The organism is Variovorax paradoxus (assembly GCF_030815855.1).
Lineage (GTDB): Bacteria > Pseudomonadota > Gammaproteobacteria > Burkholderiales > Burkholderiaceae_C > Variovorax > Variovorax paradoxus_M.
Map to the genome: position 1 here is coordinate 4,929,538 of NZ_JAUSXG010000001.1, position 21,741 is coordinate 4,951,278.

Below are 21,741 nucleotides of genomic sequence, written 5' to 3' on the forward strand. Positions count from 1 at the left end.
CTGCGCATGGCATGCTCGACGCCTTTCCCGCCTCTTCTTCATGACCCGGCTTCATCCGTCCGTCGCATTGATCGCCCATCTGTCCGGACAGACGCCGGGCTATGGCCATGCCTCGTCCGATGGCCGCTACCAGGCCGCGGAGGTCGGCGGCGCCACCGTCATCGTCGACCTCCGGGAACGCCGGCTGCACCGGGCGCCCGGCGTGTACCCGCGCGGCTTCAAGGGCGCCACGCTGGAGGTGGAAGGCGAGGAAACGGCCACGGCGTACCTGCCGGCCTGGACCGATCTGCAGCGGATTTCCCTTGAAGATGCGCCGGCGGATTTCTGGTCGCCATGGCCCGACCCGCGTGTGGTCGGCCTTGCCCCGCTGGCCGAGTTGCAGCCGGCCGAGTGGACGTCCGTAGCGCCGCAGGCCACGGAACGCGTGCGCCGTTCGGCCGGCGACTGGATCGCATGGCTGGTCGCGCTCGCGGTGCTGGCCTTCTTCGCGCTCTTCGGCTTCAACGCCATGACGTGGGCGCTGGCCGGCGGATGGCAATGGCTCTGGATGGTGGTCGGACTGCCGGTGTTTGCGGCCTTCTCTGTGCTGACGGTCTTTTTCGTCGTGACGACGCTGCGCGAGCGCCGCCAGGTGCGCGTGGCGCTGAACGGCATGTCGCTGGAGCGCGGCGAAGGCTTTCGGGTCGGCGAGCCGATCGAACTGCGCCTGCTCGCCACGGTGCCCGAAGCGCAAAAAGGCGAACGCACGGCGGCGCCGGAGCACATCGCGATGCGGCTCGTGCGGCGGTCGATCCGCAGCGAGCCCGACGGCGGCTGGACGGTGGTGGACGCATGCCGCAACGAGGCGGTCGCGTTCCGCGACGCCACGACGCGGATGGGCCGCGTGCTCTACGCGTGCGAGCTTTGCGCGCGGCCCGAGCCCGACGACGCGAACCCGGACGCACCGCCGGCACATTGGTTCGTCGAACTGCACGACACGGCCGTCGCGGACGGCGCGCCCTTCTTCATCGCCGGCCTGCGGCTGCTGGCCCCTCGCTGACGGCGAGACCAAGAAAAAGCCGGCCCATGCTTTCGCATGGCCGGCTTTTTTTAGAGCGGACGCTCGCTGAGGGTCGCTTACAGCGGCAGCGCGTCGCCACGAGCCGCGGCGCGGGCTGCGGCACGCACCGTGGCGCGGTCTACCGTGCTGGCGACGACGGGAGCCACACGGGCCGAAGCGCCTTCGGCGTACGGATCGGCGCTGCGGGCGGCGGCCACGGCGTCGGCACGGACCGCATCGCGGCTGGTCGACGAAACGATCACGCGGGCCGGACCTGCGTTGGCGCCGGTGGCGTACGGATTGGCGCTGTGCGCGGCAACCACGGCTTGGCCGGCGACATCGGCGCGGCTTGCGGCCGAGGTCAGTTGATGCACGCCTTCATAGGTTTCAGCGTGGGCGGCGCCGGCAACGGCCATCAGGGCAACAGCAACGGCGGAGAGGATCTTCGAGGCGGTCATTTGGATTTCCTTCAATTCAGTTCAGTTTTGACTTTGGATGATTTCGAACCGGTCTTGGGTGGGTCACCGTCCCTTTCGGGGGCGGCCACCTCGCTCGGGGCCCTGTTCACCCAGATCGGCTTGGGGGCCGGTCTGTGAGATGAATTGTGCGCCGTCATCTAAGTAAAAACCCTGATCAAAAGGAACCACGGCGTTCACGGAATTGAAACAATCGACCGGCCAGGGTCGGCAAACCCTGCCGGCCTGCCAGACACCGCTCCGCAGTCAGCGCGCTGCAAAGAGCCCGTTGATCTCGCCGGCCGGGAGCATCTCGCCGGCCATCGTGCGAAAGCCTCCGTGGCCGGATTCAAGAGCTTCCGCGGCGATGCGGCCGAGCAGCCCGAGTGCCGCCTGCAAAGGACCGCAGCCCAGGCTGATGCGCCGCGCGCCGGCGCCTGCAAGAACGTCGACCGACGGTGCCTTGGAATGGCCGGCATACACGTTCACAGGCAGGGGCACCGCGGCGGCAAGGCCCGCGATCTCGTCGAGGCTCGCCATGCCCGGCACGAAGATGCCGTCGGCACCCGCGAAGGCGTAGAGCCGCGCCCGCCGCAGCGTGTCTTCATAGCGTGCCGCGGGGTCGTCGTTGGCGACGAAGCAGGTGTCGGTGCGCGCATTGATGAACAGGCGCGCGTCGATCTTGCGCAGCGCAGCGATGCGCTCGCAGAGAATTTCCGGCGGCGCGAGCCGGCGCGTGCCCGGCAGCGTGCCGTCTTCGATGTTGATACCCGCCACGCCCATGCCGACCAGCGAGCGCACGACCTCGCACACGGCCTGCGTGCTGTCGCCGAACCCGCGTTCGATGTCGACCGTGACCGGCAGGCTCGCCACGCGGCAGATGCGCGCGCAGCCCGCGAGCAGCTCGTCCACTGGCATGCGCTCGCCGTCCGCGTGCCCCATCGACCAGGCCATGCCCGCGCTGGTCGTGCCGATGGCCTTCGCGCCCGCGCGTTCGACGATGCGCGCGCTGGCCGCGTCCCAGGCGTTCACCAGCACCAGCGGTGCCGGGCCGGCGTGCAGCCGGTGAAAAAGTTCTGCTTGCTGCTGTTGTCGTGTGTGGATGGATGGCATGGTGGCGTGGCCTCGCGGCGTGGTGGAACGGGCAAGCATGGAGATGCCCGGCCTCCAGGACTTGGAAAAAACTGCTGTCCGCGCGCTCCGGCTAAAGTAGTCGCCCCAAACGGTTGTCGGCCCTTCGGCCCAGCGTTCAAACGCGGCCCGAGGCGAGACACCGCACACCCAACACAGGAACATCAGCCATGGGCGCACAGTGGAAAGCAAAACACAAGGATCTGGCCGCCAATGCCAAGGGCCGTCTGTTCGGAAAACTGGCCAAGGAAATCATGATTGCCGCGCGCAGCGGCGCCGATCCGGCCTCGAATGCGCGCCTGCGGCTGGTCGTGGAACAGGCCCGCAAGGTCTCGATGCCCAAGGACACCCTGGACCGCGCCATCAAGAAGGGCGCCGGGCTCTCGGGCGAGGCGGTGCATTTCGAGCATGTGATCTATGAAGGCTTTGCGCCGCACCAGGTGCCCGTGATGGTCGAATGCCTCACGGACAACGTGAACCGCACCGCGCCTGAAATGCGCGTGCTGTTCCGCAAGGGGCAGCTGGGCACCTCGGGCTCGGTGTCCTGGGATTTCGACCACGTGGGCATGATCGAAGCCGAACCTTCGGGCGCGGGTGCCGACGCCGAAGTGGCGGCCATCGAAGCCGGCGCGCAAGACTTCGAACCCGCGGGCGAAAGCGGCGTCACGACGTTTCTGACCGACCCCGCGGACCTCGACCTCGTGAGCCGCGCGCTGCCGGCCCAGGGCTTCACCGTGTTGTCGGCCAAGCTGGGCTACAAGCCCAAGAACCCGGTCGATCCGGCCAGCCTCAGCGCCGAACACCTGGAAGAAGTCGAAGTCTTTCTGGCCGCCATCGATGCGAATGACGATGTGCAGAACGTGTTCGTGGGCCTTGCGGGCTGAGCAGCCTTCAGATGGGACTGGGAAGCGAGCCTGTGACGCGCCTGGAGAAAACGGCTGCACGCAGTCTCGCCGGCCGATGCCTGTGCGGCGCCGTCCGCTACACGGTGGCCGATGAATTCGCCTATGCACTGAACTGCCATTGTTCCGACTGCAGGCGCGCCACTGGTTCGGCCTTCAAGCCTTTTGCCGGCATCGAGCGGCACCAGCTGGCCATTGCGGAAGGACAGGACAAGCTCCTGGTTTTCGGCGAGAAAGATGCCGGCGACATGCACTGCGGACAATGCGGTTCGCTTCTCTACTCGGTGGTGCGGGACGGCACGTTCGTGCACGTGACCCTGGGCACGCTGATCGACAATCCGTCCATCCGCCCGAACGCGCACATCTTTGTCGGCTCCAAGGCACCGTGGTTCACGATCACGGACGACCTGCCCCAATACAACGAGCACGTCGACGCCGGCTGAGCCTCCGCCCGTTTCTACGCCGCCGGTCCGCCGCGCTTCAGCGGCAGCCACAACGTAAACAGCGTGCCTTCCAGCCCCGAGCGCCACGAGACGGCGCCCCCGACCACCTGGGCACGGCGCTGCTGGTTCTGCATGCCTCGTCCGCCGGCCTCGCTCATCGCCTTCTCGACGTCGAAGCCCTGGCCGTTGTCCTCGATGGTCACCCGCACGCCCGAGGGCTCTGCCGCGGTGCCCACGCGGATCTCGGTGGCGCGGGTGTGGCGCAGGATGTTGGCGATGCTCTCCTGCACGATGCGCAGGATGTGCAGCGCGCTGGTCGGGTCGAGCCAGTCGAGCGCGGGAAGCTCCTGCACGTTCCATTGCAGGGCGACACCCGAACTCTCGAGCCGGGGTCCCAGCCGGTAGCGCAGCGTGGCGAGCAACAGCAACAGGTCGTCTTCGAGCGGCTCCATCGAGTCGATGGTCAGCTTCAGGTCGTCGAGGCAGCTCTTGAGCAGCTGCGAAACCTTGTCGTCGCTCATGCCGCCACCCTCCACCGAGCGAATGGCGCTGATCAGCGAGGAGCCGAGCCCGTCGTGCATGTCCTGCATCAGGCGCTGGCGCTCGTCGCTGATGGTTTGCAGCTTCTCGACCTCGCGCAGCCGCTGGTGGCTGCGGTCGAGCTCGGCTTCGCGGGCCCGCAGGCGTTGCGCCAGGCTGGCGTTGACTTGCTCCACCTCGGCAATGGCGTTGACGTAGCGCCGGTACATCAGCGCTCCGAACACGATGAACGTGACGGCGTTGGTGTACGCCCCCAGGTACCAGCCCTCGGGGCTGACGAAGTTGTTCTGCAGCAGCCAGTCGGACACGCCCAGCAGCACGCACACGCCGATGCCGGCGGCCACCAGCCGCCCTTCGCTGGAACGCCGCCAGGCACTCACGCCGCCCACCACCGCAACGGCGACCCCCATCAATGCCGCGCCGATGTAGATCAACGGCGTGACCTGCGGGGTGTTCCTCAGGATGGCCAGCCCCGGCAGCGTCAGAACGCCGATCAGCACGGTCCACCCAACCACCGCAAAGGTGAGCCATCCGAGCGGCCGGCCGTGCAGCTGGCGCAGCGCGAAATGCACCACCGCGACCAGCCAGAACAAGGAATTGACGGTGAGCCAGGCAAACCAGTCGTTGGCAATTGGAACGCCGACGTAGAAATGCAGGCTCCGCAGGAAGGACGTGGTCGCCAGGTTGAAAAAGAGCAGGTAACCCGTGTCGTGGCGGCGCTTGAACCACACGAACAAGGCGAACACGCCGACCGCCATGAAGGCCGCGCTGAGCATCGCCGGCAGCTCCTGCTGGAGCCACTGCCGCATGCGGTAGCGGCCCTCCAGCGCTCCCACGGGCCCGAGCCACAGCGATGAGACCGCCACCTGCGCGCTTCGCGAGTGCTCCAGCCGCAGCAGGATCTCGTTCAACGGTGCGCCGTCGGGCGTCTTGCCCAGCAAGACCCACAGCGGCGTGCGCGTGCTGTTCCAGAGCGGACCCTGCACCTGCGCGCGCTGCACCAGCCGGCCGTTGGCATACACCGCGATGGACCCGTCCGTCTTGATCCGCGCGCCGTACAACCCCAGCGGCGCCAGGGTGGCGGGCAGGTTGCGTGCGGAAAGCCGGAGCCATGTGGTGCGGGTGGCGCCCGCGTTCGATGCGCTGTCGGCCTGGCGCAGCAAGGCAATGGGGAGGGCCAGGGGCAGTTCGACCGGTTGCCAGGCGAGCGGCAAGGCCCTGCTGTCCACGGCGAGCGGCAGTTCCTGGATGGCCGGCGTGTCTTCCTCCTGCCAGTCGGCCTGCGTCATGTGCAGAGCCGCCGACTCGTGCTCGGCATCGGTCGCGCTGAAAAAGGCCACCATGACCAGCAGCAGCGCCAAGGAGACGACGAGCACCGCGTTCGCCCAGAAGGAGGCGAGGCGGTATCTGGAGAAGTGATTCAACTCAGAACGAAGGGATGAATATCCGCAAAGAGCGTTCGGCCTCGAAGAGGGTGCAGTACACGGAGGTTCGTTGACGAACTGTCAACATTTTCAATGTGTTTGAGGCGGCTGTTCCCTTTTTCGGGCCCTGGCAAACCTCGTCAATACAGAAGGGGCGAGTTCGGAGATTCGCGCCGTGTAACCATTCGCCTGCTGCAAATTCGCTCGAACTGCAACAAATTGTGCATTTGTGTGAACTAATCTACTATTCACCAAGCGGGATCGTTGGCACTATCCGGTCCGTTCCATCCTCGTTTTATTTACATCTGTCGCCATTTTCCATGAAAAATCCTTCTTTCCTCCTCGCAGCAGTTCTTGCCGTCACGGCCACCAGCGCCGCATTCGCGGCCACGACCACCTCCACGTTCCAGGTCCTGATCACCGTGAACAAGGCCTGCTCGGTCGTCGCCGGCACGGCATCCAACATCGATTTCGGCTCGGTCAATTCCTCGGCCACGGCCCTGTCTGCTTCCAGCAACATCAACGTCACCTGCTCCAAGTCGACGCCCTACAACGTCGGCCTGCTGCCGTCGAACAACAGCACCACCGGCGCCGGCGTGATGAGCCCCGCCGTGGCTGGCCCGGACACTGTCGCCTACCAGCTCCGCTCGGTGAGTGCGACCGGTCCCGTCTGGGGCAGCACCGCCACGGCCACCGCCGTGGGCAACGGCGTGGCAGGCACCGGCACCGGCGTGGCGCAAACGATCCCCGTGTTTGCCACCGTCGCGAACGCCAACGTGACGCCTGGCGCCTACCTGGACACCGTGACGGTCCAGGTCAACTACTGATCGATTGCCCGTGCACCCACTGCTGCGTTACACCGCTGTCCTCGCGCTCGCCTTCGCGCACGTGGTCGCCTCGGCGAGCGGACTGCAGGTTTCTCCGGTCACGCTCACGCTCCAGGCCGCGCAGAACGCCGACGGTCTCTGGCTCAGCAACACCGGCGACGGCGTGGTGCACGCCCAGGTGCGTGTCTATCACTGGACACAGGAGAACGGCGCCGAAAAGCTGACGCCCTCGCGCGAACTTCTCGTAAGTCCGCCGGTGGTGCAGCTGGGCGCGTCCGAACGGCAGCTGATTCGGGTCATTCGCGCGGGGGTTCCCGCCGGCATGGTCGAAAACTCGTACCGGCTCATCATCGACGAGCTGCCGGTCGAGGTGAAGGAGGAAAAGAAGGGCCTGCAACTCGTGCTGCGCTATTCGGTGCCCATCTTCATCGCGGCCGCCGGCGCGCAGTCACCCGCGCCCCAGCTGACATGGTCGCTGCGCCGGGAGGACGGCCAAGCGGTGCTCGAAGTCGCGAACAGCGGCGGCATGCATGCCCAGCTCGCCGATCTGGATTTTGTCGATACCGTCGGCCGCCGCACCCCGGTGCATGCCGGCCTGATGGGCTACGTCTTGCCCGGCGCGCGCATGCGTTGGCCACTGAAGACATCCGCCGAGGCCTTCGCGCTTGGCGGCGTTCTGGAAACGAAGATCAATGGCAACGCGACGCAGGAAAACATCCCGCCGCTCCCACGCGCCCGCTGAGCGCCTCCTGCCACTGCTGCTTCTTTCCGGTCTGATGTCTTTCGCCGCTCAGGCTGAGAACGCTGCAGCCGTCTCGAGCGCTCCGGCCGTCGCATCCGCGGAAGGCAACATCGCCGGCCCCGGCGGCAGCGACCTCTATCTGGAACTGAGCCTCAACGGAAATCCGCAGGGGCTGGTTCACTTCGGCCTGCGCGGCCAGGAGCTGTGGGCCAGTGCCGCCACGCTGCGGCAGTTGGGCTTCGTGCTGCCGGCTGGCGTGGCCGATCCCGTGCCGCTCAAGAGCCTTCCCGGCGTGCAAATCAAGTACGACGCCGCGAGCCAAAGCGTTGCGATCCATGCCGCCGCCGATGTGCTGCGCCTGCCCACGACCGTGGTCGATACATCGACCCTCGTCGCGTCGAAGGCCACCGCTTCGCCCGGCTTGCTGCTCAATTACGACCTCTATGGCACGCAGGGCCGGAACAACACGTCGAGCCTCAACGCGCTGACCGAACTGCGTGCGTTCAGCGGAAGCGCGGTGTTCAGCAACACGCTGATGTCGCGCGCAACCCGCATCGACGGCGAAGGCTGGAGCCACGACTCGGTCCGGCTCGACACCACCTGGAGCAAGTCGTTCCCCGATGAAATGCTGACCCTTCGGGTGGGCGACACCACCACGGCCTCGCTGCCATGGTCGCGCTCCACCCGGATCGGCGGCATCCAGCTGTCGCGCAATTTCGCGCTGCAACCCTATCGCACCACCACGCCGCTGCCGGCGTTCCTGGGGTCGGCCACGCTGCCCTCGCAGGTGGAGCTCTATATCAACGGCATGCGCCAGTACACGGGCCAGGTGCCGGCGGGGCCGTTCCAGCTCAAGACGGTTCCAAGCATCAATGGCGCCGGCAATGCCCAGGTGGTTCTTACCGACGCCTTCGGCCGCGCCACGACGCTCGATTTTTCGCTCTACGACTCGCAGCGGCTGCTGCAGGATGGCCTGTCCGACTGGTCCGTCGATCTCGGCATGGTGCGCAAGAGCTACGGCCTGCGCTCCTTCGACTACGGCAGCGACGCGGCTGCCACCGGCACCTGGCGCTACGGCGTGAGCAACAGCTTCACGCTGGAAACGCACGGCGAGGCGACCAAGGGGCTGGTCAAAGGCGGCATCGGCGGTGCATGGCTGCTCGGACAAAACGGCGTGCTGGCGGGCGCCGTGGCGCACAGCAGCTACGGCGGCAAACAAGGCTCGCTGCTCAACCTGGGCTACAGCTGGCGCGACAACCGCTTCAACTTCCTGGTCGAAGGCACCCGCACACGCGGCGAGTACCGCGACATCGCATCGCTCTACGGCAGCCCGCCGCCGCGCGGCTCGGGCCGGGCGTCGGTCGGCTACACCACGGACGGCTTCGGCAGTTTCGGCCTCAGCTACCTTTACCTGCGCTATCCCGCGCAGGAGGCGACGCGCCTGGCGAGCGTCTACTGGTTCAGGGCGGTAGGCCGCAATGCCTCGGTGAATGTGAGCCTCAACCAGAATCTCGACAACCGACGGGAGCGCAGCCTCTTCGTCGGCTTCACCTGGGCGCTGGACGGCAACGTCACGGCCAGCGCCGGGCTCCAGCGCGAGGGCGACCGCACCGTCTACACGGCCGACGCGCAGAGCTCGACGCCGGGCGAAGGCGGCATCGGCTGGCGCGCCGGCCTGCGCCAGGGCGGAGGCCAGAATGGCGGGCAGGCCGAAATCGACTACCTGGGCCGCTACGGCCGCGCGATGGCCGGCATCAGCGTGCTCGGTGACAGCCGCTACGCCTACGCGGGTGCCACCGGTTCGATCGTGTTCATGGGCGGCCAGCCGTTTGCGGCGCGGCGCATCGACGATGCGTTCGCCGTGGTCTCCACCGACGGCATTGCCGGCGTGCCGGTGAGGCTGGAGAACCGGGACATCGGCACCACCGACGGCAACGGCATGCTGCTCGTGGCGCCGCTCAGCGCCTACCAGAACAACCAGCTTTCGATCGACCCCATGCAATTGCCCGCCGACGTGAGAATCCAGCGCGTGAAGACCGTCGCCACCCCGAGCGACCGCGCCGGCACGCTGGTGCGCTTCGGCATCACGCCGATCAGCGCAGCCGCGCTGCTCCTGGTGGACGAGGCGGGCAAGCCCCTGCCGCTGGGCAGCCGCGTGCGCGCCAACGGGACGGGTGGCGAGCCCGCCCTGGTCGGCTTCGACGGCGCGGTGTACCTCGAATCGCTCGAGCCCCGGAACACGCTCGACGTGCAAACACCCGGCGGCCGTTGCCGGGCCAGCTTCGACTATCGCAAGGAGGGTGCCGGCATTCCCCAGATCGGCCCCGTGCGCTGCACCAGGGAGGCCAAGACGCCATGAGCTTTCTGACCCGGACTCTGCAGGCGCTGCGCCTGCCCATGCTCTGCGCGCTGCTGTGGTGGCTGCCGGCGGGGAGCGCGCAAGCGGCGGTCAGCTGCACCGCTACGATGACGAACCTGGCTTTCGGCACCGTCGAACTGGTCGACGGAGCCGCTTCGTCGTCCGTCAACGCCACGCTGAACTACACGTGCACCAACGACGGCACCGCCGCCGTGCAAGCCAGGGTCTGCTTCAACATCGGCGACGGCAACCAAAGCCTCGGGAACTTCAATCCCCGCACGATGAAGGACAGCGCCGGAAACATCTTGAATTTCCAGCTCTACCAGTCGACGAGCGGCACGGTCTGGGGCTCGAACGGCAACGGGGCGGTGCCGAACCCGTTCATTGCCACGATGAGCATTGCTGCCCGGCCCTTCCTGGGCGGCGTGACAAGCGTGTCGGGAAGCACCACCATGCGCGGGCAACTATTGGCTCTCCAGAGCACGGTGCCTCCAGGCACGTACCAGGACGACTTCGCCGGAGATCACACCTCGATCACGCTCTCGTCGAGCACGAGCGCCATGCCGACGACCTGCAACACCATCCTGCCGGACAAGTTCGCGTTCGTGGTCAGCGCAACGGTCGCCAAGAGCTGCCTGGTCACAGCCGATCCGCTGAACTTCGGCACCATCAACGGCCTGCCGGGCCAGGCCGACAGGGACCAGACCAGCACGATCAACGTCACCTGCACCACGCCCACCCCGTACACGGTCGCGCTGACTCCTTCGAACGGCTCGACCACGGGCGCAGGAACGATGACGCCGACAGGCGGCGTGCCCGGCAACGCCGACACGGTGCCCTACCGGCTCTACCGCAATGCCGCGCGCACCACCGTCTGGGGCAGCGTCACGGGCACCAATACCGCCGCGGGAACCGGCAACGGCGCCGCCCAGGCGCTGACCTTGTATGGCCGCGTTCTGGGCACCAGCGCCAACGTGCGGCCGGACAGCTACCGCGACGTCGTGACGGTCAGCGTGACCTACTGAGCTGCGCCGGCAAGCAAGCCGGTGCGGAGAAACCTGCTAGCCATTGGCAGGTTATAGGTAAAGAATGGCACGGACGGCCTTCATTTTCCTGCGACTCTGCCGATAAACCAGGACAGGGCATCAATGCGATGCCCTCCACCCGGTGCGACGAGAGGAGGAGTTCCAATGTCCGGAAACATGTCCGCTGCAGGTGCAACCGCCCTGCGCCCGACGCGTATAGCGCCATCGCTGGCTGCCGCCGGCATGCTGCTGCTCTTGCTGCCGCTGCCGCTGCGGCTCAGTTCCGCGGAGCCGACGCACGGCATGAACAGCGCCAATGCCCGGTTCAACGTCTCGATGGTCGTTCTCCCGACGTTCAAGGTGCTCGAGGTCACGCCAGTCAAGGGCGGACACGAATACCGCGTCTGGACCAACCTGAAGTCGGTGCTCATCAAGGGCCGCGAGTACCGGTTCGACAAGATCGGCGAAACGACGCTCATGGTGGCCGGAACCGATGCCGACGGCCGCGACAGCCTCGCTTCCGCCTGGCAAGGCGTCGTCGGTGCGATGGCGGCAACCTCGGGCTCCGCTCCATCGCAAGCTGCCGCCCCGGCCGGCGACGGCAGCAACGCGATGCGGGTGACGGTGGTCTACTGACAGGAACAGCAAAACAAAAAGGCCCGCAGCCAATGAGCTGCAGGCCTTCTGCCGGCAAATTCCAAGGGATCGATTTTCAGAACGGAATATCGTCGTCCATGTCGTCGAAGCCCGACGACGACTTGGCCGGCGCCTGGCGCGGTGCGGCCGCCGGAGCGCGCGGTGCCGCTGCGGGTGCACGGGGGGCGTAGCCGCCACCACCACCGCCGCCGCCACCACCAGCATTACCGCCTTGCGAGTAACCGCCACCACCGCCACCTTGCGAATAACCGCCATCGTCCTCGGGACCGCCCGACGGGCCGCCCTGGCCTTGGCGGCTGCCCAGCATCTGCATCTGGTCGGCGCGGATTTCGGTGGTGTACTTTTCGATGCCGTCCTTGTCGGTCCACTTGCGCGTGCGCAGGCTGCCTTCGACATACACCTGCGAACCCTTGCGCAGGTACTGGCCGGCAATTTCGGCCAGGCGGCCGTTGAAAACGATGCGGTGCCACTCGGTGGCTTCACGCATTTCGCCGCTTTGCTTGTCTTTCCAGCGATCGGTGGTGGCCACGGTGACGTTCGCGACCTGGTCGCCGCTCGGGAAGGTACGCATTTCGGGATCGCGACCCAGGTTGCCGACGACGATGACTTTGTTGACCGATGCCATATGCACTGCCCCTGATAAGTAGATGAAGGAGGAGGAAAAGAACCCTCGATTGTGCCCGATGCGGCCGCCCAGGTGCCGCCGCCCCGGGGGCCCGAACGCATGGGCAGGGAGGGCTTCACGAAACCGCCTCAACCCGCCCCCTCGCCATGAAATGCCGCTCGGACTATCATGTCCGGTTGCCCTCGGACGATCGCCCCCTTGAATTCCAAAGCCACTGAAGACTTCGCCGCCGACGAGGAAAGCGCACGCGACGCGAAACGCGAACGCGACACCTACCTCGGCGCCGTGCTGGCGCAGCAGCGCATCAGCATCCGCGGTGCGCGCACGCACAACCTGAAGAACGTCGACCTCGACATTCCGCGCAACAAGCTGGTGGTGATCACCGGCCTGTCGGGCTCGGGCAAGTCGAGCCTGGCCTTCGACACGCTGTATGCCGAAGGGCAGCGGCGCTACGTCGAGAGCCTGTCGGCCTATGCGCGGCAGTTCCTGCAGCTCATGGACAAGCCCGACGTGGACGTGATCGAGGGCCTGTCGCCTGCGATCAGCATCGAGCAGAAGGCCACCAGCCACAACCCGCGCTCCACTGTGGGCACCGTGACCGAGATCCACGATTACCTGCGCCTGCTCTATGCACGCGCTGGCACGCCCTACTGCCCCGATCACCACCTGCCGCTGCAGGCGCAGACGGTGTCGCAGATGGTCGACGCCACCCTCGCCATCCCCAATGAGCCGCGCCTGATGATCCTCGCGCCCGTGGCGCGCGAGAAAAAAGGCGAGTTCCTCGAACTGTTCGCGGAGATGCAGGCCGCTGGCTACGTGCGCTTCCGCGTCGATGGGCAAACCTACGAATACAACGACCTGCCCAAGCTCAAGAAGACCGAAAAGCACGACATCGACGTGGTGATCGACCGGCTGCGCGCGCGCGCCGACATGCAGCAGCGCCTGGCCGAGAGCTTCGAGGCCGCGCTTCGCCTCGCCGAAGGCCGGGCCATTGCGCTGGAACTGGGCGCCGAGGGAGCTGCCGACAAGGAACACCTGTTCAACGCCAAGTTCGCCTGCCCGATCTGCCACTACTCGCTGTCGGAGCTCGAGCCGCGCCTGTTCTCGTTCAACTCGCCCGTGGGCGCCTGCCCGAGCTGCGACGGCCTCGGCCACCGTGAGGTGTTCGACCCGGCACGCGTGGTGGCCTTCCCCACACTCTCGCTCGCGAGCGGCGCCATCAAGGGCTGGGACCGCCGCAACAGCTACTACTTCAGCATGATCGAGAGCGTGGCGAAGCACTACAAGTTTGACGTCGACGCGCCCTTCGAATCTTTGCCCGCCTCGGTGCAGCAGGTGCTGCTGCACGGCTCGGCGGCCGAAGAAATCAAGTTCAACTACACCATGGAGTCGGGCAACTTCGCGGGCAAGAAGCTCACGAAGAAGCATCCCTTCGAGGGCATCATCCCGAACATGACGCGGCGCTACCGCGAGACCGATTCGGTGATGGTGCGCGAAGACCTCGCGCGTTTTCGCAACCTGCAGCCCTGCCCCGACTGCGGCGGCTCGCGCCTCAGGCCCGAAGCGCGCAACGTGTTCCTCGTGGACGAGGCCAATCGCCCGGCCGGCGGTGGCGAGCCGCCCCGCATGGCCATCTTCGAACTGAGCCACCTCACGCTGCGCGATTCCCTCGCCTGGTTCCAGAACCTGAAGCTGCGCGGCGCCAAGGCCGACATCGCCGACAAGGTGGTGCGCGAGATCGGCCTGCGGCTCAAGTTCCTGAACGACGTGGGCCTGAACTACCTGAGCCTGGACCGCAGCGCCGAGACGCTCTCGGGCGGCGAGGCGCAGCGCATTCGCCTGGCCTCGCAGATCGGCTCCGGCCTCACCGGCGTGATGTACGTGCTCGACGAACCCAGCATCGGCCTGCACCAGCGCGACAACGACCGGCTCATCGGCACGCTGAAGCACCTGCGCGACATCGGCAACAGCGTGATCGTGGTCGAGCACGACGAGGACATGATCCACGCCGCCGACCACGTGATCGACATGGGCCCCGGCGCGGGCGTGCACGGCGGCCGCGTGATGGCCCAGGGCACCTACGCCGAGGTGTCGGCCAATCCCGATTCGCTCACCGGCCAGTACCTTTCGGGCACGAAGAAGATCGAAGTGCCCAAGCACCGCACCGCGTGGCTGCCGGTCGTGAAGAAACCCGCCTTCAACGAAGGCAAGAAAGCCTCGCGCTTTCCGCCGAGCCCCGCGGCCGAGCGGCGCGCCGCGCGCGAAGCGGCGCATCTCGCATCGCAGACCGACCTGCAGGAAATCCGCGTGGTCGGCGCCACCGGCAACAACCTGAAGAACGTGAGCGTGGCCTTCCCGGTGGGCCTTCTGACCTGCGTGACGGGCGTCTCGGGCTCGGGCAAATCGACGCTGGTGAACGACACGCTCTACACCGCCGTGGCGCGCACGCTCTATCGTGCGCACGAAGAACCGGCCGCGCACGAATCGGTCGAGGGCATCGAGTATTTCGACAAGGTCATCAACGTCGACCAATCGCCCATCGGCCGCACGCCGCGCAGCAATCCGGCCACCTACACGGGCCTGTTCACGCCCATCCGCGAGCTTATGGCCGAGACCAACACCGCGCGCGAGCGCGGCTACGGCCCGGGCCGCTTCAGCTTCAACGTGGCGGGCGGCCGCTGCGAGGCCTGCCAGGGCGACGGCGTGGTGAAGGTCGAGATGCACTTCCTGCCCGACGTGTACGTGCCCTGCGAGGTGTGCCACGGCCAGCGCTACAACCGCGAGACGCTCGAGGTGCTCTACAAGGGCAGGAACATCGCCCAGATCCTCGAGATGACGGTCGAGGTGGCGCACGAGTTCCTCAAGGCCGTGCCGACCATCGAGCGCAAGCTGCGCACGCTGCTCGACGTGGGCCTTTCCTACATCAAGCTCGGCCAGTCGGCCACCACGCTCTCGGGCGGCGAGGCGCAGCGCGTGAAGCTCGCGCTGGAGCTCAGCAAGCGCGACACCGGCCGCACGCTCTACATCCTCGACGAACCGACCACCGGCCTGCACTTTGCCGACATCGAGCTGCTGCTGAAGGTGCTGCACCAGCTGCGCGATGCGGGCAACACCATCGTCGTGATCGAGCACAACCTCGACGTCATCAAGACCGCCGACTGGCTGATCGACATGGGTCCCGAGGGCGGTGCGGGCGGCGGCACGGTGGTGGGGGAAGGCACGCCGGAGGACATCGCTGCAAATGAAGCGAGCCACACGGGGCGCTACCTGAAGCGGTTGCTCTGACGCTTAATCCTTCAGATCGCTCAGCAGGCCTCGCTGTCCGTTGTCAAACCAGGCCGAATCGAATCCATCGGCCAACAAGATTGGCTGCACGGTGCTGGTACCTGTTTTGTTCAACCGGCGCAGATACTTCACGAGGGTTTGAGCGTCCTCTGTGAGGACGTGCGTCAACGATTCACAGATGGCCTGGGCGATCAGCTTGATGTCGTCTTTAACGGCACTTCGGTTGTCGTCGGCGTCCCGCTTGAGGTCTCGCATCAACAAACCCGCTGTCATGGCGTGGTCGATGTTGAAAGGAAGCACCTCGAAATTGCGCAAGGGCAGATCGGTCACGGCCTGTTTGACCTGAAACTCCGAAGCCGCAACTGCCGAGAGATACAGCGGTACACCGCGCCTCAACGCTTCTCGCAGGTAATTGACTGCCGTTTGGTGATGTGCGCGCGCCGGATCAGCCAGCGAGATGAGATAGCTCGTGTCGAGCAGGATTGCGCTCACTCCTTGCTTCCCCGAATTTCGTCAACCCACGCACCCGCATCAGGCACATCGCGCCACGCCTTGGCCCCCCGTTGGGTCAACCGATCAAGGTCTTTCTCATTGAAGTGGCTTTCGTGCTCGACAAACTCCAATAGCCTGGCGCCTCGATACTCGCGCGTCATCACGTTGTATTCCGCAACGATGCGGATCATCGCTGGCTTGTAAAGGCGATTGACCTTTTCGTCTCGGAGCATTTCACGGGCCGCATCGACCAACAGTGTCTTGCCGTCCGGCAGGCGAATGTGAGCGTTTGGCTTTGCGTGGCCGCCCATGTCTTCGATCTCACCGCGCACGTAGCGTTCGACGCGCACCCACTGGTCCGCATCGTCGGCCCTGAAATCCGAGTCGGCACTGATCACGATGGCAGCAGGTAGAAAATCCGCCGCAATGCTCACTCGCCAACGGCGGCCGCCGCGTGCACTCTTCTGCCAACGCTCGATCACTGCTCGACGCTTCAGACCGACACCATCCATTTCTTGACTGCTGGCAAGCTTTCGCAAGTCGTTCATCAAAACCGGATTGGCCGTAGGGGCCGTCCGGATAGCGAGCGATCCCTGTTCGACAGAGACATCGAGCGCATTGGTGTCGATGTCGTTGCTGTCGCCACGCAGGAACTCATCTACATCCCTGGCAAAGCTGCGCAGCACGGACAGCGGCACGCGGTCGGGCGAGATTTCGTACCCCGCCGACTCGTCGTGCAAAGCAATCAGCAACTGTTGCGCTTCCATCAGGTCATTCTAGGCGTCGAGGCGATTTCTTTGTAGAGGCCGCGCAGGCTCATCTGGCTGATTGGGGGCACGAATGCACGAGCCGCGCCACAATCGCGGCCCATGCCTTCCTTCACGCCGCGCCAGTTCGTCCTGCTCGTTCTCCTGACCCTCGCGTGGGGTCTCAACTGGCCCGTCATGAAACTCGGCGTGGCGGACTATCCGCCATTGGCCTTCCGCGCGATCTCGATCTGGCTCGGCTTGCCGGTGCTGGGCCTCGCGCTGGTGATCATGAAGGTGCCGTTTCGCGTGCCGCGAAGCGCCTGGCCCGAGCTGGTGTGGCTGGGCGCCACCAACATGTTCGTCTGGCATGCCTGCATCATCCTCGCGGTGAAGGCGCTGTCGGGCGGTCGCGCAGCGATCCTCGGCTACACGATGCCGGTGTTCTCCGCGGTCATCGGGGCTGTGCTGTTCTCGGCCGTGCTCACGCGGCGCTCATGGATCGGAGTGGGTGCTTGCGCGGTCGGCGTGGGGCTGCTGCTGTGGCACGAACTCACCGACCTCGCGGGCCGGCCCGGCTATGTGGCGCTGGCGCTGGTGGCCGCGGCCACCTGGGCGTTGGGCACCCAGCTGCTGCGCCACACGCGCATCGGGCTGCCGACGCTCACGCTGTCATTCTGGATGACCGCCATGACAGCCGTCGTGATGACGGTGCTCACGCTGCTGTTCGAACGCAGTCAGTGGCACTGGCCGGGCCCTGTGACCTGGGCCTCGATCCTCTACAACGCGGTGCTGATCTTCGGCTTCGCGCACGCCGCATGGTTCTACCTGGCGCGCGGCCTGCCGCCGGTAGCGTCGACCTTGAGCGTGATGTTCATTCCGGTACTCGGCGTGTTCAGCGGCGCGGTGTGGCTCGGCGAAGTCGTGCACTGGCAGGATTGGGTCGCGGTCGCGCTGATGATGGTGGCCATCGCTTCGGTGCTCTGGCCCTCCCGCAACCATCTCAAGGCCTGACGAAGAAGAATCAGGTCGTCGTCTGCACGTGCAGCCGGCTCGTCTTGCAGCGGTGCAGCGCGCGGTAGTGCTCGAGCGGCCGGCCGTTGGCGCCGTAGGCGATCGACTCAATGCGCAGCAGCGGCTCGGGTTGCGGCAGGTCGAGCAGCTTGCAGGTTTCGGCATCGGGCAGCACGGCGTCGATCCAGCGCTCGGCGCGCACCAGGCGCAGGCCGTATTGCCGGCGCAGCACGTCGTAGAGCGACCGGTCTTCCAGCCGCGCACGGTGCAGGCCCGGTGCCAGGTCGGCCGGCACCACCGTCTCGACCAGCAGTCGCAGCTCGCCGTCCACGCTGCGCAGCCGCTTCAAAGCCACCACCTGCGCGTCCTCGCCCAGGCCCAATGAGGCGGCTTCCTGTTCGGTGGGTGCGCGCAATTCCTGCGCGAGGATCTGCGTGCGCACCGAACGGCCCTTGCGTTCCATCTCGTCGGAGAAACCCAGCACGGTGGAAACGAAATCCTCGTCGCGTTCGCGCGCCGAGACGAAGGCGCCGCGCCCCTTGATCTTGTAGATGAGGTTGTTGCGCACCAGGTCCGCCAGGGCTTCCCGCACCACGATGCGCGAAATGCCGAACTGGTCGCCGAGCTCCGCCTCGGAAGGCAGCTTGGCGCCGATGGGCAGCTCGCCCTGCAGTATCTGCAAGCGGATGGCATCGCGGAACTGCGCCCACAGCGGCGATTCGGAATTGCGGTCGAGCATGGTCGACATGTCGTTGGAGCTGTTCACTTTTTTTCAAGCCTGGCCGAGCACGGAGCCGGCCATCAATGATGCATCGAAAGAGGGTTTTTCGCCGAGAGCCACCGGATGGAGGCGCACGTTGTGCCGCTCGCGCAGCGCGGTGGCGCAGGCACACAGTTCGTTGTGGGCCTGGGTGGCGTCCCAGCCCAGCGCCTCGGCCGCGACGCTTGCGATCTCCGCGAGCGCCGCATCGGTGACGAGGCCGCGAATCGCCAGCAGCGTGCGGCGGATGACCAGGTCGTCGAGATGCACCACGCCGGTTTCCAGGCACAGGTAGGAGAGCTCGGCGGCCGAATAGTCGGGCGCATGCTGCAGCGGCACGTCGCCCGAGGCCGCAAGGCGCTGCGCGAGCGGCAGCGCCTTCGAGCCGTAGCGCGCGAGCAGGTTCAGCGCGCGCGCGCGGGCCATGCCCGAGGGGGCCATCATCTTCTCGATGAAGCGCTCCGTGGCGGCCGCATCGGCGGGCAAATCGGCGCCGCCGCCGATGGGCAGCAGCTCGGTCGAGGCGGTGCGCGAGCGGCCCAGCAGCTGCAGCACTTCGGCGGTGGCTTCCTCCGCGAGCGAACGGAATGTCGTCCACTTGCCGCCGACCAGGCCGACGATGGGAATGTCCCGCGTCGCGTTCGGCGGGTCGACCACCACCGAATGGTCACGCGAGATCTGGCCCGGCTTGTCGGCATCGGAGCGTGCGAGCGGACGCACGCCGACATAGGTGTAGACCACGTCGCTGCGCCCGAATTCCATGTTCGGAAAGACCTCCCGCAGCACGTCGATCAGGTAGTCGACCTCCGCCGGCTCGGTGACGATCTGGTCCGGGTCCTCGACCGGAATGTCGGTGGAGCCCACGAGCACGCGGTCCAGAAACGGGTAGACGATGCACACCCGCCCGTCCACCGCCTCGAAGTAGGCCATGCGGCCGTCGAGCGCGTCGCGCAGGGTGGGATGGTCGAGCACGAGGTGCGACCCCTTGGTGCCCATCACGCGCGGACCGGCACCGCCGAGCACCGCCGCGCTGCGGTCGAGCCATGCGCCGGTGGCGTTCACCACGGTGTCCGCCGTGACGCGCACCAGCGCGCCGGTGATCTCGTCGCGCAGCGTCAGGATGTTGCCCGCGCAGCCCATCACGCGGCAGTAGTTCGCGGCCGCCGAGCGCGGCTGGTCGCGGCAGGCATCGCCGATCAGTTCGAGGATGAGCCATTCGGGGTGGCTGATCCACGCATCGAAAAACGTGGCGGTCCAGCGGATCGCCGCGCGGAAGAGGCCGCGGTCGTTCATCGGCACCCGGCTGATGCGGTGCCCCGGCATCACGCGCTGGCGGCGCCCCAGGATGTCATAGAGCCGCAGGCCCAGTGCCACGGCCAGCAGGCCGCGCGTGCGCTGCGGCGGGGTGCGGCCGAAGAACTTGAGCGCGCTGCTCATCAGGCCGCCGAACACGTTGGCGAGCGGCACCACCGTCTTGAGCGGGCGCACCAGGTGCGGTGCATTGCGCAGCAGCAGGTTGCGCTCGCGCGTGGCTTCGGCCACCAGCGAGAAGCTGCCGTTCTCCAGGTAGCGCAGCCCGCCGTGGATCATGCGCGAGGGCGCGCTGCTGGCGCCCGCGCCGAAGTCGCCCTTGTCGACGATGAGGCAATCGACACGCTGCAGCGAAAGATCGCGGAACACGCCGACGCCGTTGATGCCGGCGCCCACGATCACGGTCGAAAAATGGCGGCCCGCCAGCGAGGCCGGACGCACGAAAGGCAATTGCCAGGCGCTCATTTCGCACCGCCCGAGATGTGGGTGAACGCAGGTGACATGCTGTCGATCAGTTCGTTGAAATCGGCGTTGAAATCCGCATGGGCGCGTGCGTCCCTTGCATCGGGTTCGATGAGCTCGCACGGCGCGAGCAGCGCGCTGCCCTCGCCGACGTCGTCCAGGCCTTGCGACATGGCGGCGTAGAGCGCGGCGCCCCGCGCGCCGGTCTCGTCGTCGGCGCAGCGTTCGACCGGGCGGCCCAGAAAAGCAGCGAGCAGGCGAACGAGGCGCGCATCGCTCGCACCGCCGCCCAGCACCGTGGAAGCGGCGACCGACAGGCCGCCGGCCGCAAGTCGCGCCGTCTGCCGCGCATGCAGCGCCGCCACGGCATCGACCACGGCGCGCGCCATGTCGGCGCGGGTGTGGTGGCTCTTGAGCCCCACGAAGCCCGCCGTCACGCCCCCGCCGCCGTTGACGAACGGCAAGAAGCGCAGGCCGCCGGCGCCCAGCGGCACCGTCATGGCAAGGTCGACCACCGCGCGCGCGTCGGGCAGCGCGAGCACGCCGGCCAGCCATGCGATGTTGGCCATCGACGAGGGGCTGTTCTCCATGTAGAGCCGCTCGTTCGTGCGGCCGAAATTCACGATGGAGGCGACAGCGGGCTTGGGTGCGAGCACCGGCCCGATGACCGCGTTGACGCACCAGGTGCCGAACACCTGCACCGCGCGGCCGCGGCCTTCGGCGCAGATCGCGGTCATCGAGGCAAGCAGGTCGATAGCGCCCATGGCGACTGGAATGCCAGCGGGCAGGCCGCAGAGCGCGGCCTCCGAGACACGCAATGTCCCGATCACCGTGCCGCTCGGCAGGATCGGGCCGAAGTTGTGCGCGCCCAGGTCCTTGAGGCCCGACGCCTCGAAGGCAGTCTGCGACCAGCCGCCGGTGGCGAGCGACACCAGCCCGGCGGTGCTCGCATCGCTCGCGTCGGTGGCGATCTCGCCGGTCAGCAGAAAGCCGAGGTAGTCCTTGGCAAACAGCAGGCGGCGCAGTTCGCCGCGCTGCACGGCATCGGCGCCCAGCAGCTCGGCGGCGATCACCGTCGGCTGGCCGGGCCAGGGGCCGCAACCGACCTCGTCGAAGAGTCGCGTGCCGTGGCTTTTGGCGAGCGTCCGGGCGCGGATATCGGCGCGCTGGTCGGTGGAGGCGACGGCGCGGCCGCCGACGAGTTCGTTGTTCGCATCGAGCGCGTAGAGGCCGGCGCCGTGGCCGGTGCAGGCCAGGGCGCGGACCTCGGCCGCGCGCGGTCCGAGCTGGTGGGCCACGTCGCGCAGCACATGGGTGAGCGCGGCGCGAATCGCCGCGGCGCGCACTTCGCAACCGCCGCCGGCGAGCCGGTCGTGCGGCAAAGGCATGCGCGACAAGGCGACGGCACGGCCGCTGCCGGCTTCGAGGGCCAGTGCTTTCAGGCTGCTCGAGCCCATGTCCACGCCGATGAGTATGTTTGGCATCATGTCATAACAGCTTCG

Annotated in this window: 19 protein-coding genes; 10 read left to right on the top strand and 9 right to left on the bottom strand. The window is 66.9% G+C overall.

What is annotated here, in order from left to right; all coding sequences use genetic code 11:
* The first annotated feature begins 40 nt into the window (after positions 1-40).
* A complete protein-coding gene (locus tag QFZ42_RS23480; protein WP_307703272.1) occupies positions 41-1,039 on the top strand; it encodes a hypothetical protein in 999 nt (332 codons plus the stop codon).
* A 77-nt stretch (positions 1,040-1,116) separates the two neighbouring features.
* Here the strand turns inward: QFZ42_RS23480 and QFZ42_RS23485 are convergent, their stop codons facing one another.
* Both QFZ42_RS23485 and QFZ42_RS23490 read right to left on the bottom strand, forming a co-directional pair.
* Positions 1,117-1,497, bottom strand: a complete 381-nt coding sequence (locus QFZ42_RS23485) for a helicase SNF2 (protein WP_307703273.1) — start codon at positions 1,495-1,497, stop codon at positions 1,117-1,119.
* A 264-nt stretch (positions 1,498-1,761) separates the two neighbouring features.
* Positions 1,762-2,607: an isocitrate lyase/PEP mutase family protein gene (locus QFZ42_RS23490; RefSeq protein WP_307703274.1), complete on the bottom strand. Its 846-nt coding sequence runs from the start codon at positions 2,605-2,607 to the stop codon at positions 1,762-1,764.
* Positions 2,608-2,795: 188 nt separating this feature from the next.
* Between QFZ42_RS23490 and QFZ42_RS23495 the strand changes: the two genes are divergently transcribed.
* Positions 2,796-3,509 (top strand): YebC/PmpR family DNA-binding transcriptional regulator, encoded by a 714-nt coding sequence (locus QFZ42_RS23495; RefSeq protein ID WP_307703275.1) that lies wholly within the window; start codon positions 2,796-2,798, stop codon positions 3,507-3,509.
* Positions 3,510-3,520: 11 nt separating this feature from the next.
* On the top strand, positions 3,521-3,970 hold the full coding sequence (locus QFZ42_RS23500; protein ID WP_307703276.1) for a GFA family protein: 450 nt from the start codon (positions 3,521-3,523) through the stop codon (positions 3,968-3,970).
* Between the two features lie 14 nt (positions 3,971-3,984).
* On the opposite strand, the gene QFZ42_RS23505 is transcribed toward QFZ42_RS23500, so the two are convergent.
* Complete coding sequence (locus QFZ42_RS23505; RefSeq protein ID WP_373423407.1) at positions 3,985-5,871, bottom strand: sensor histidine kinase; 1,887 nt, start codon at positions 5,869-5,871, stop codon at positions 3,985-3,987.
* A gap of 383 nt (positions 5,872-6,254) precedes the next feature.
* Here QFZ42_RS23505 and QFZ42_RS23510 point away from each other — a divergent pair, with 383 nt between their 5' ends.
* The 5 genes from QFZ42_RS23510 to QFZ42_RS23530 all read left to right on the top strand — a co-directional run bounded on the left by QFZ42_RS23510 (position 6,255) and on the right by QFZ42_RS23530 (position 11,523).
* The gene (locus QFZ42_RS23510) at positions 6,255-6,761 is read left to right on the top strand and encodes a Csu type fimbrial protein (RefSeq protein ID WP_307703277.1); all 507 of its coding nucleotides are present in this window, start codon (positions 6,255-6,257) and stop codon (positions 6,759-6,761) included.
* Between the two features lie 10 nt (positions 6,762-6,771).
* On the top strand, positions 6,772-7,503 hold the full coding sequence (locus QFZ42_RS23515; protein ID WP_307703278.1) for a fimbrial biogenesis chaperone: 732 nt from the start codon (positions 6,772-6,774) through the stop codon (positions 7,501-7,503).
* Positions 7,504-7,537: 34 nt separating this feature from the next.
* Positions 7,538-9,862, top strand: coding sequence for a fimbria/pilus outer membrane usher protein (locus QFZ42_RS23520; protein WP_307703279.1), 2,325 nt, complete (start codon positions 7,538-7,540; stop codon positions 9,860-9,862).
* A complete protein-coding gene (locus QFZ42_RS23525) occupies positions 9,859-10,887 on the top strand; it encodes a Csu type fimbrial protein (RefSeq protein WP_307703280.1) in 1,029 nt (342 codons plus the stop codon). The genes QFZ42_RS23520 and QFZ42_RS23525 overlap by 4 nt, the downstream gene beginning before the upstream one ends.
* A gap of 165 nt (positions 10,888-11,052) precedes the next feature.
* On the top strand, positions 11,053-11,523 hold the full coding sequence (locus QFZ42_RS23530) for a hypothetical protein (protein WP_307703281.1): 471 nt from the start codon (positions 11,053-11,055) through the stop codon (positions 11,521-11,523).
* Positions 11,524-11,599: 76 nt separating this feature from the next.
* Here the strand turns inward: QFZ42_RS23530 and ssb are convergent, their stop codons facing one another.
* Positions 11,600-12,169: a single-stranded DNA-binding protein gene (gene ssb / locus QFZ42_RS23535; RefSeq protein WP_307703282.1), complete on the bottom strand. Its 570-nt coding sequence runs from the start codon at positions 12,167-12,169 to the stop codon at positions 11,600-11,602.
* Between the two features lie 168 nt (positions 12,170-12,337).
* On the opposite strand from ssb, the gene uvrA reads away from it, so the two are divergent.
* Positions 12,338-15,454 carry an excinuclease ABC subunit UvrA gene (uvrA, locus tag QFZ42_RS23540; protein ID WP_307703283.1) on the top strand — a complete coding sequence of 1,039 codons (3,117 nt, stop codon included), beginning with the start codon at positions 12,338-12,340 and terminating at the stop codon, positions 15,452-15,454.
* 3 nt (positions 15,455-15,457) lie between these two features.
* Here the strand turns inward: uvrA and QFZ42_RS23545 are convergent, their stop codons facing one another.
* Both QFZ42_RS23545 and QFZ42_RS23550 read right to left on the bottom strand, forming a co-directional pair.
* The gene (locus QFZ42_RS23545; protein WP_307703284.1) at positions 15,458-15,946 is read right to left on the bottom strand and encodes a type II toxin-antitoxin system VapC family toxin; all 489 of its coding nucleotides are present in this window, start codon (positions 15,944-15,946) and stop codon (positions 15,458-15,460) included.
* Entirely contained in the window at positions 15,943-16,713 is a 771-nt protein-coding gene (locus QFZ42_RS23550; RefSeq protein ID WP_307703285.1) for a hypothetical protein, read from the bottom strand. The genes QFZ42_RS23545 and QFZ42_RS23550 overlap by 4 nt, the downstream gene beginning before the upstream one ends.
* A gap of 102 nt (positions 16,714-16,815) precedes the next feature.
* On the opposite strand from QFZ42_RS23550, the gene QFZ42_RS23555 reads away from it, so the two are divergent.
* A complete protein-coding gene (locus QFZ42_RS23555) occupies positions 16,816-17,706 on the top strand; it encodes a DMT family transporter (protein WP_307703286.1) in 891 nt (296 codons plus the stop codon).
* A gap of 10 nt (positions 17,707-17,716) precedes the next feature.
* Here the strand turns inward: QFZ42_RS23555 and QFZ42_RS23560 are convergent, their stop codons facing one another.
* From QFZ42_RS23560 to QFZ42_RS23570, 3 genes are read right to left on the bottom strand one after another with little or no spacing between them, the layout of a single operon-like run.
* The gene (locus QFZ42_RS23560; RefSeq protein WP_373423408.1) at positions 17,717-18,454 is read right to left on the bottom strand and encodes a GntR family transcriptional regulator; all 738 of its coding nucleotides are present in this window, start codon (positions 18,452-18,454) and stop codon (positions 17,717-17,719) included.
* Between the two features lie 24 nt (positions 18,455-18,478).
* On the bottom strand, positions 18,479-20,242 hold the full coding sequence (locus QFZ42_RS23565) for a glycerol-3-phosphate dehydrogenase/oxidase (RefSeq protein WP_307703288.1): 1,764 nt from the start codon (positions 20,240-20,242) through the stop codon (positions 18,479-18,481).
* Complete coding sequence (locus QFZ42_RS23570) at positions 20,239-21,726, bottom strand: FGGY family carbohydrate kinase (protein WP_307703289.1); 1,488 nt, start codon at positions 21,724-21,726, stop codon at positions 20,239-20,241. The genes QFZ42_RS23565 and QFZ42_RS23570 overlap by 4 nt, the downstream gene beginning before the upstream one ends.
* Positions 21,727-21,741: the final 15 nt, after the last annotated feature.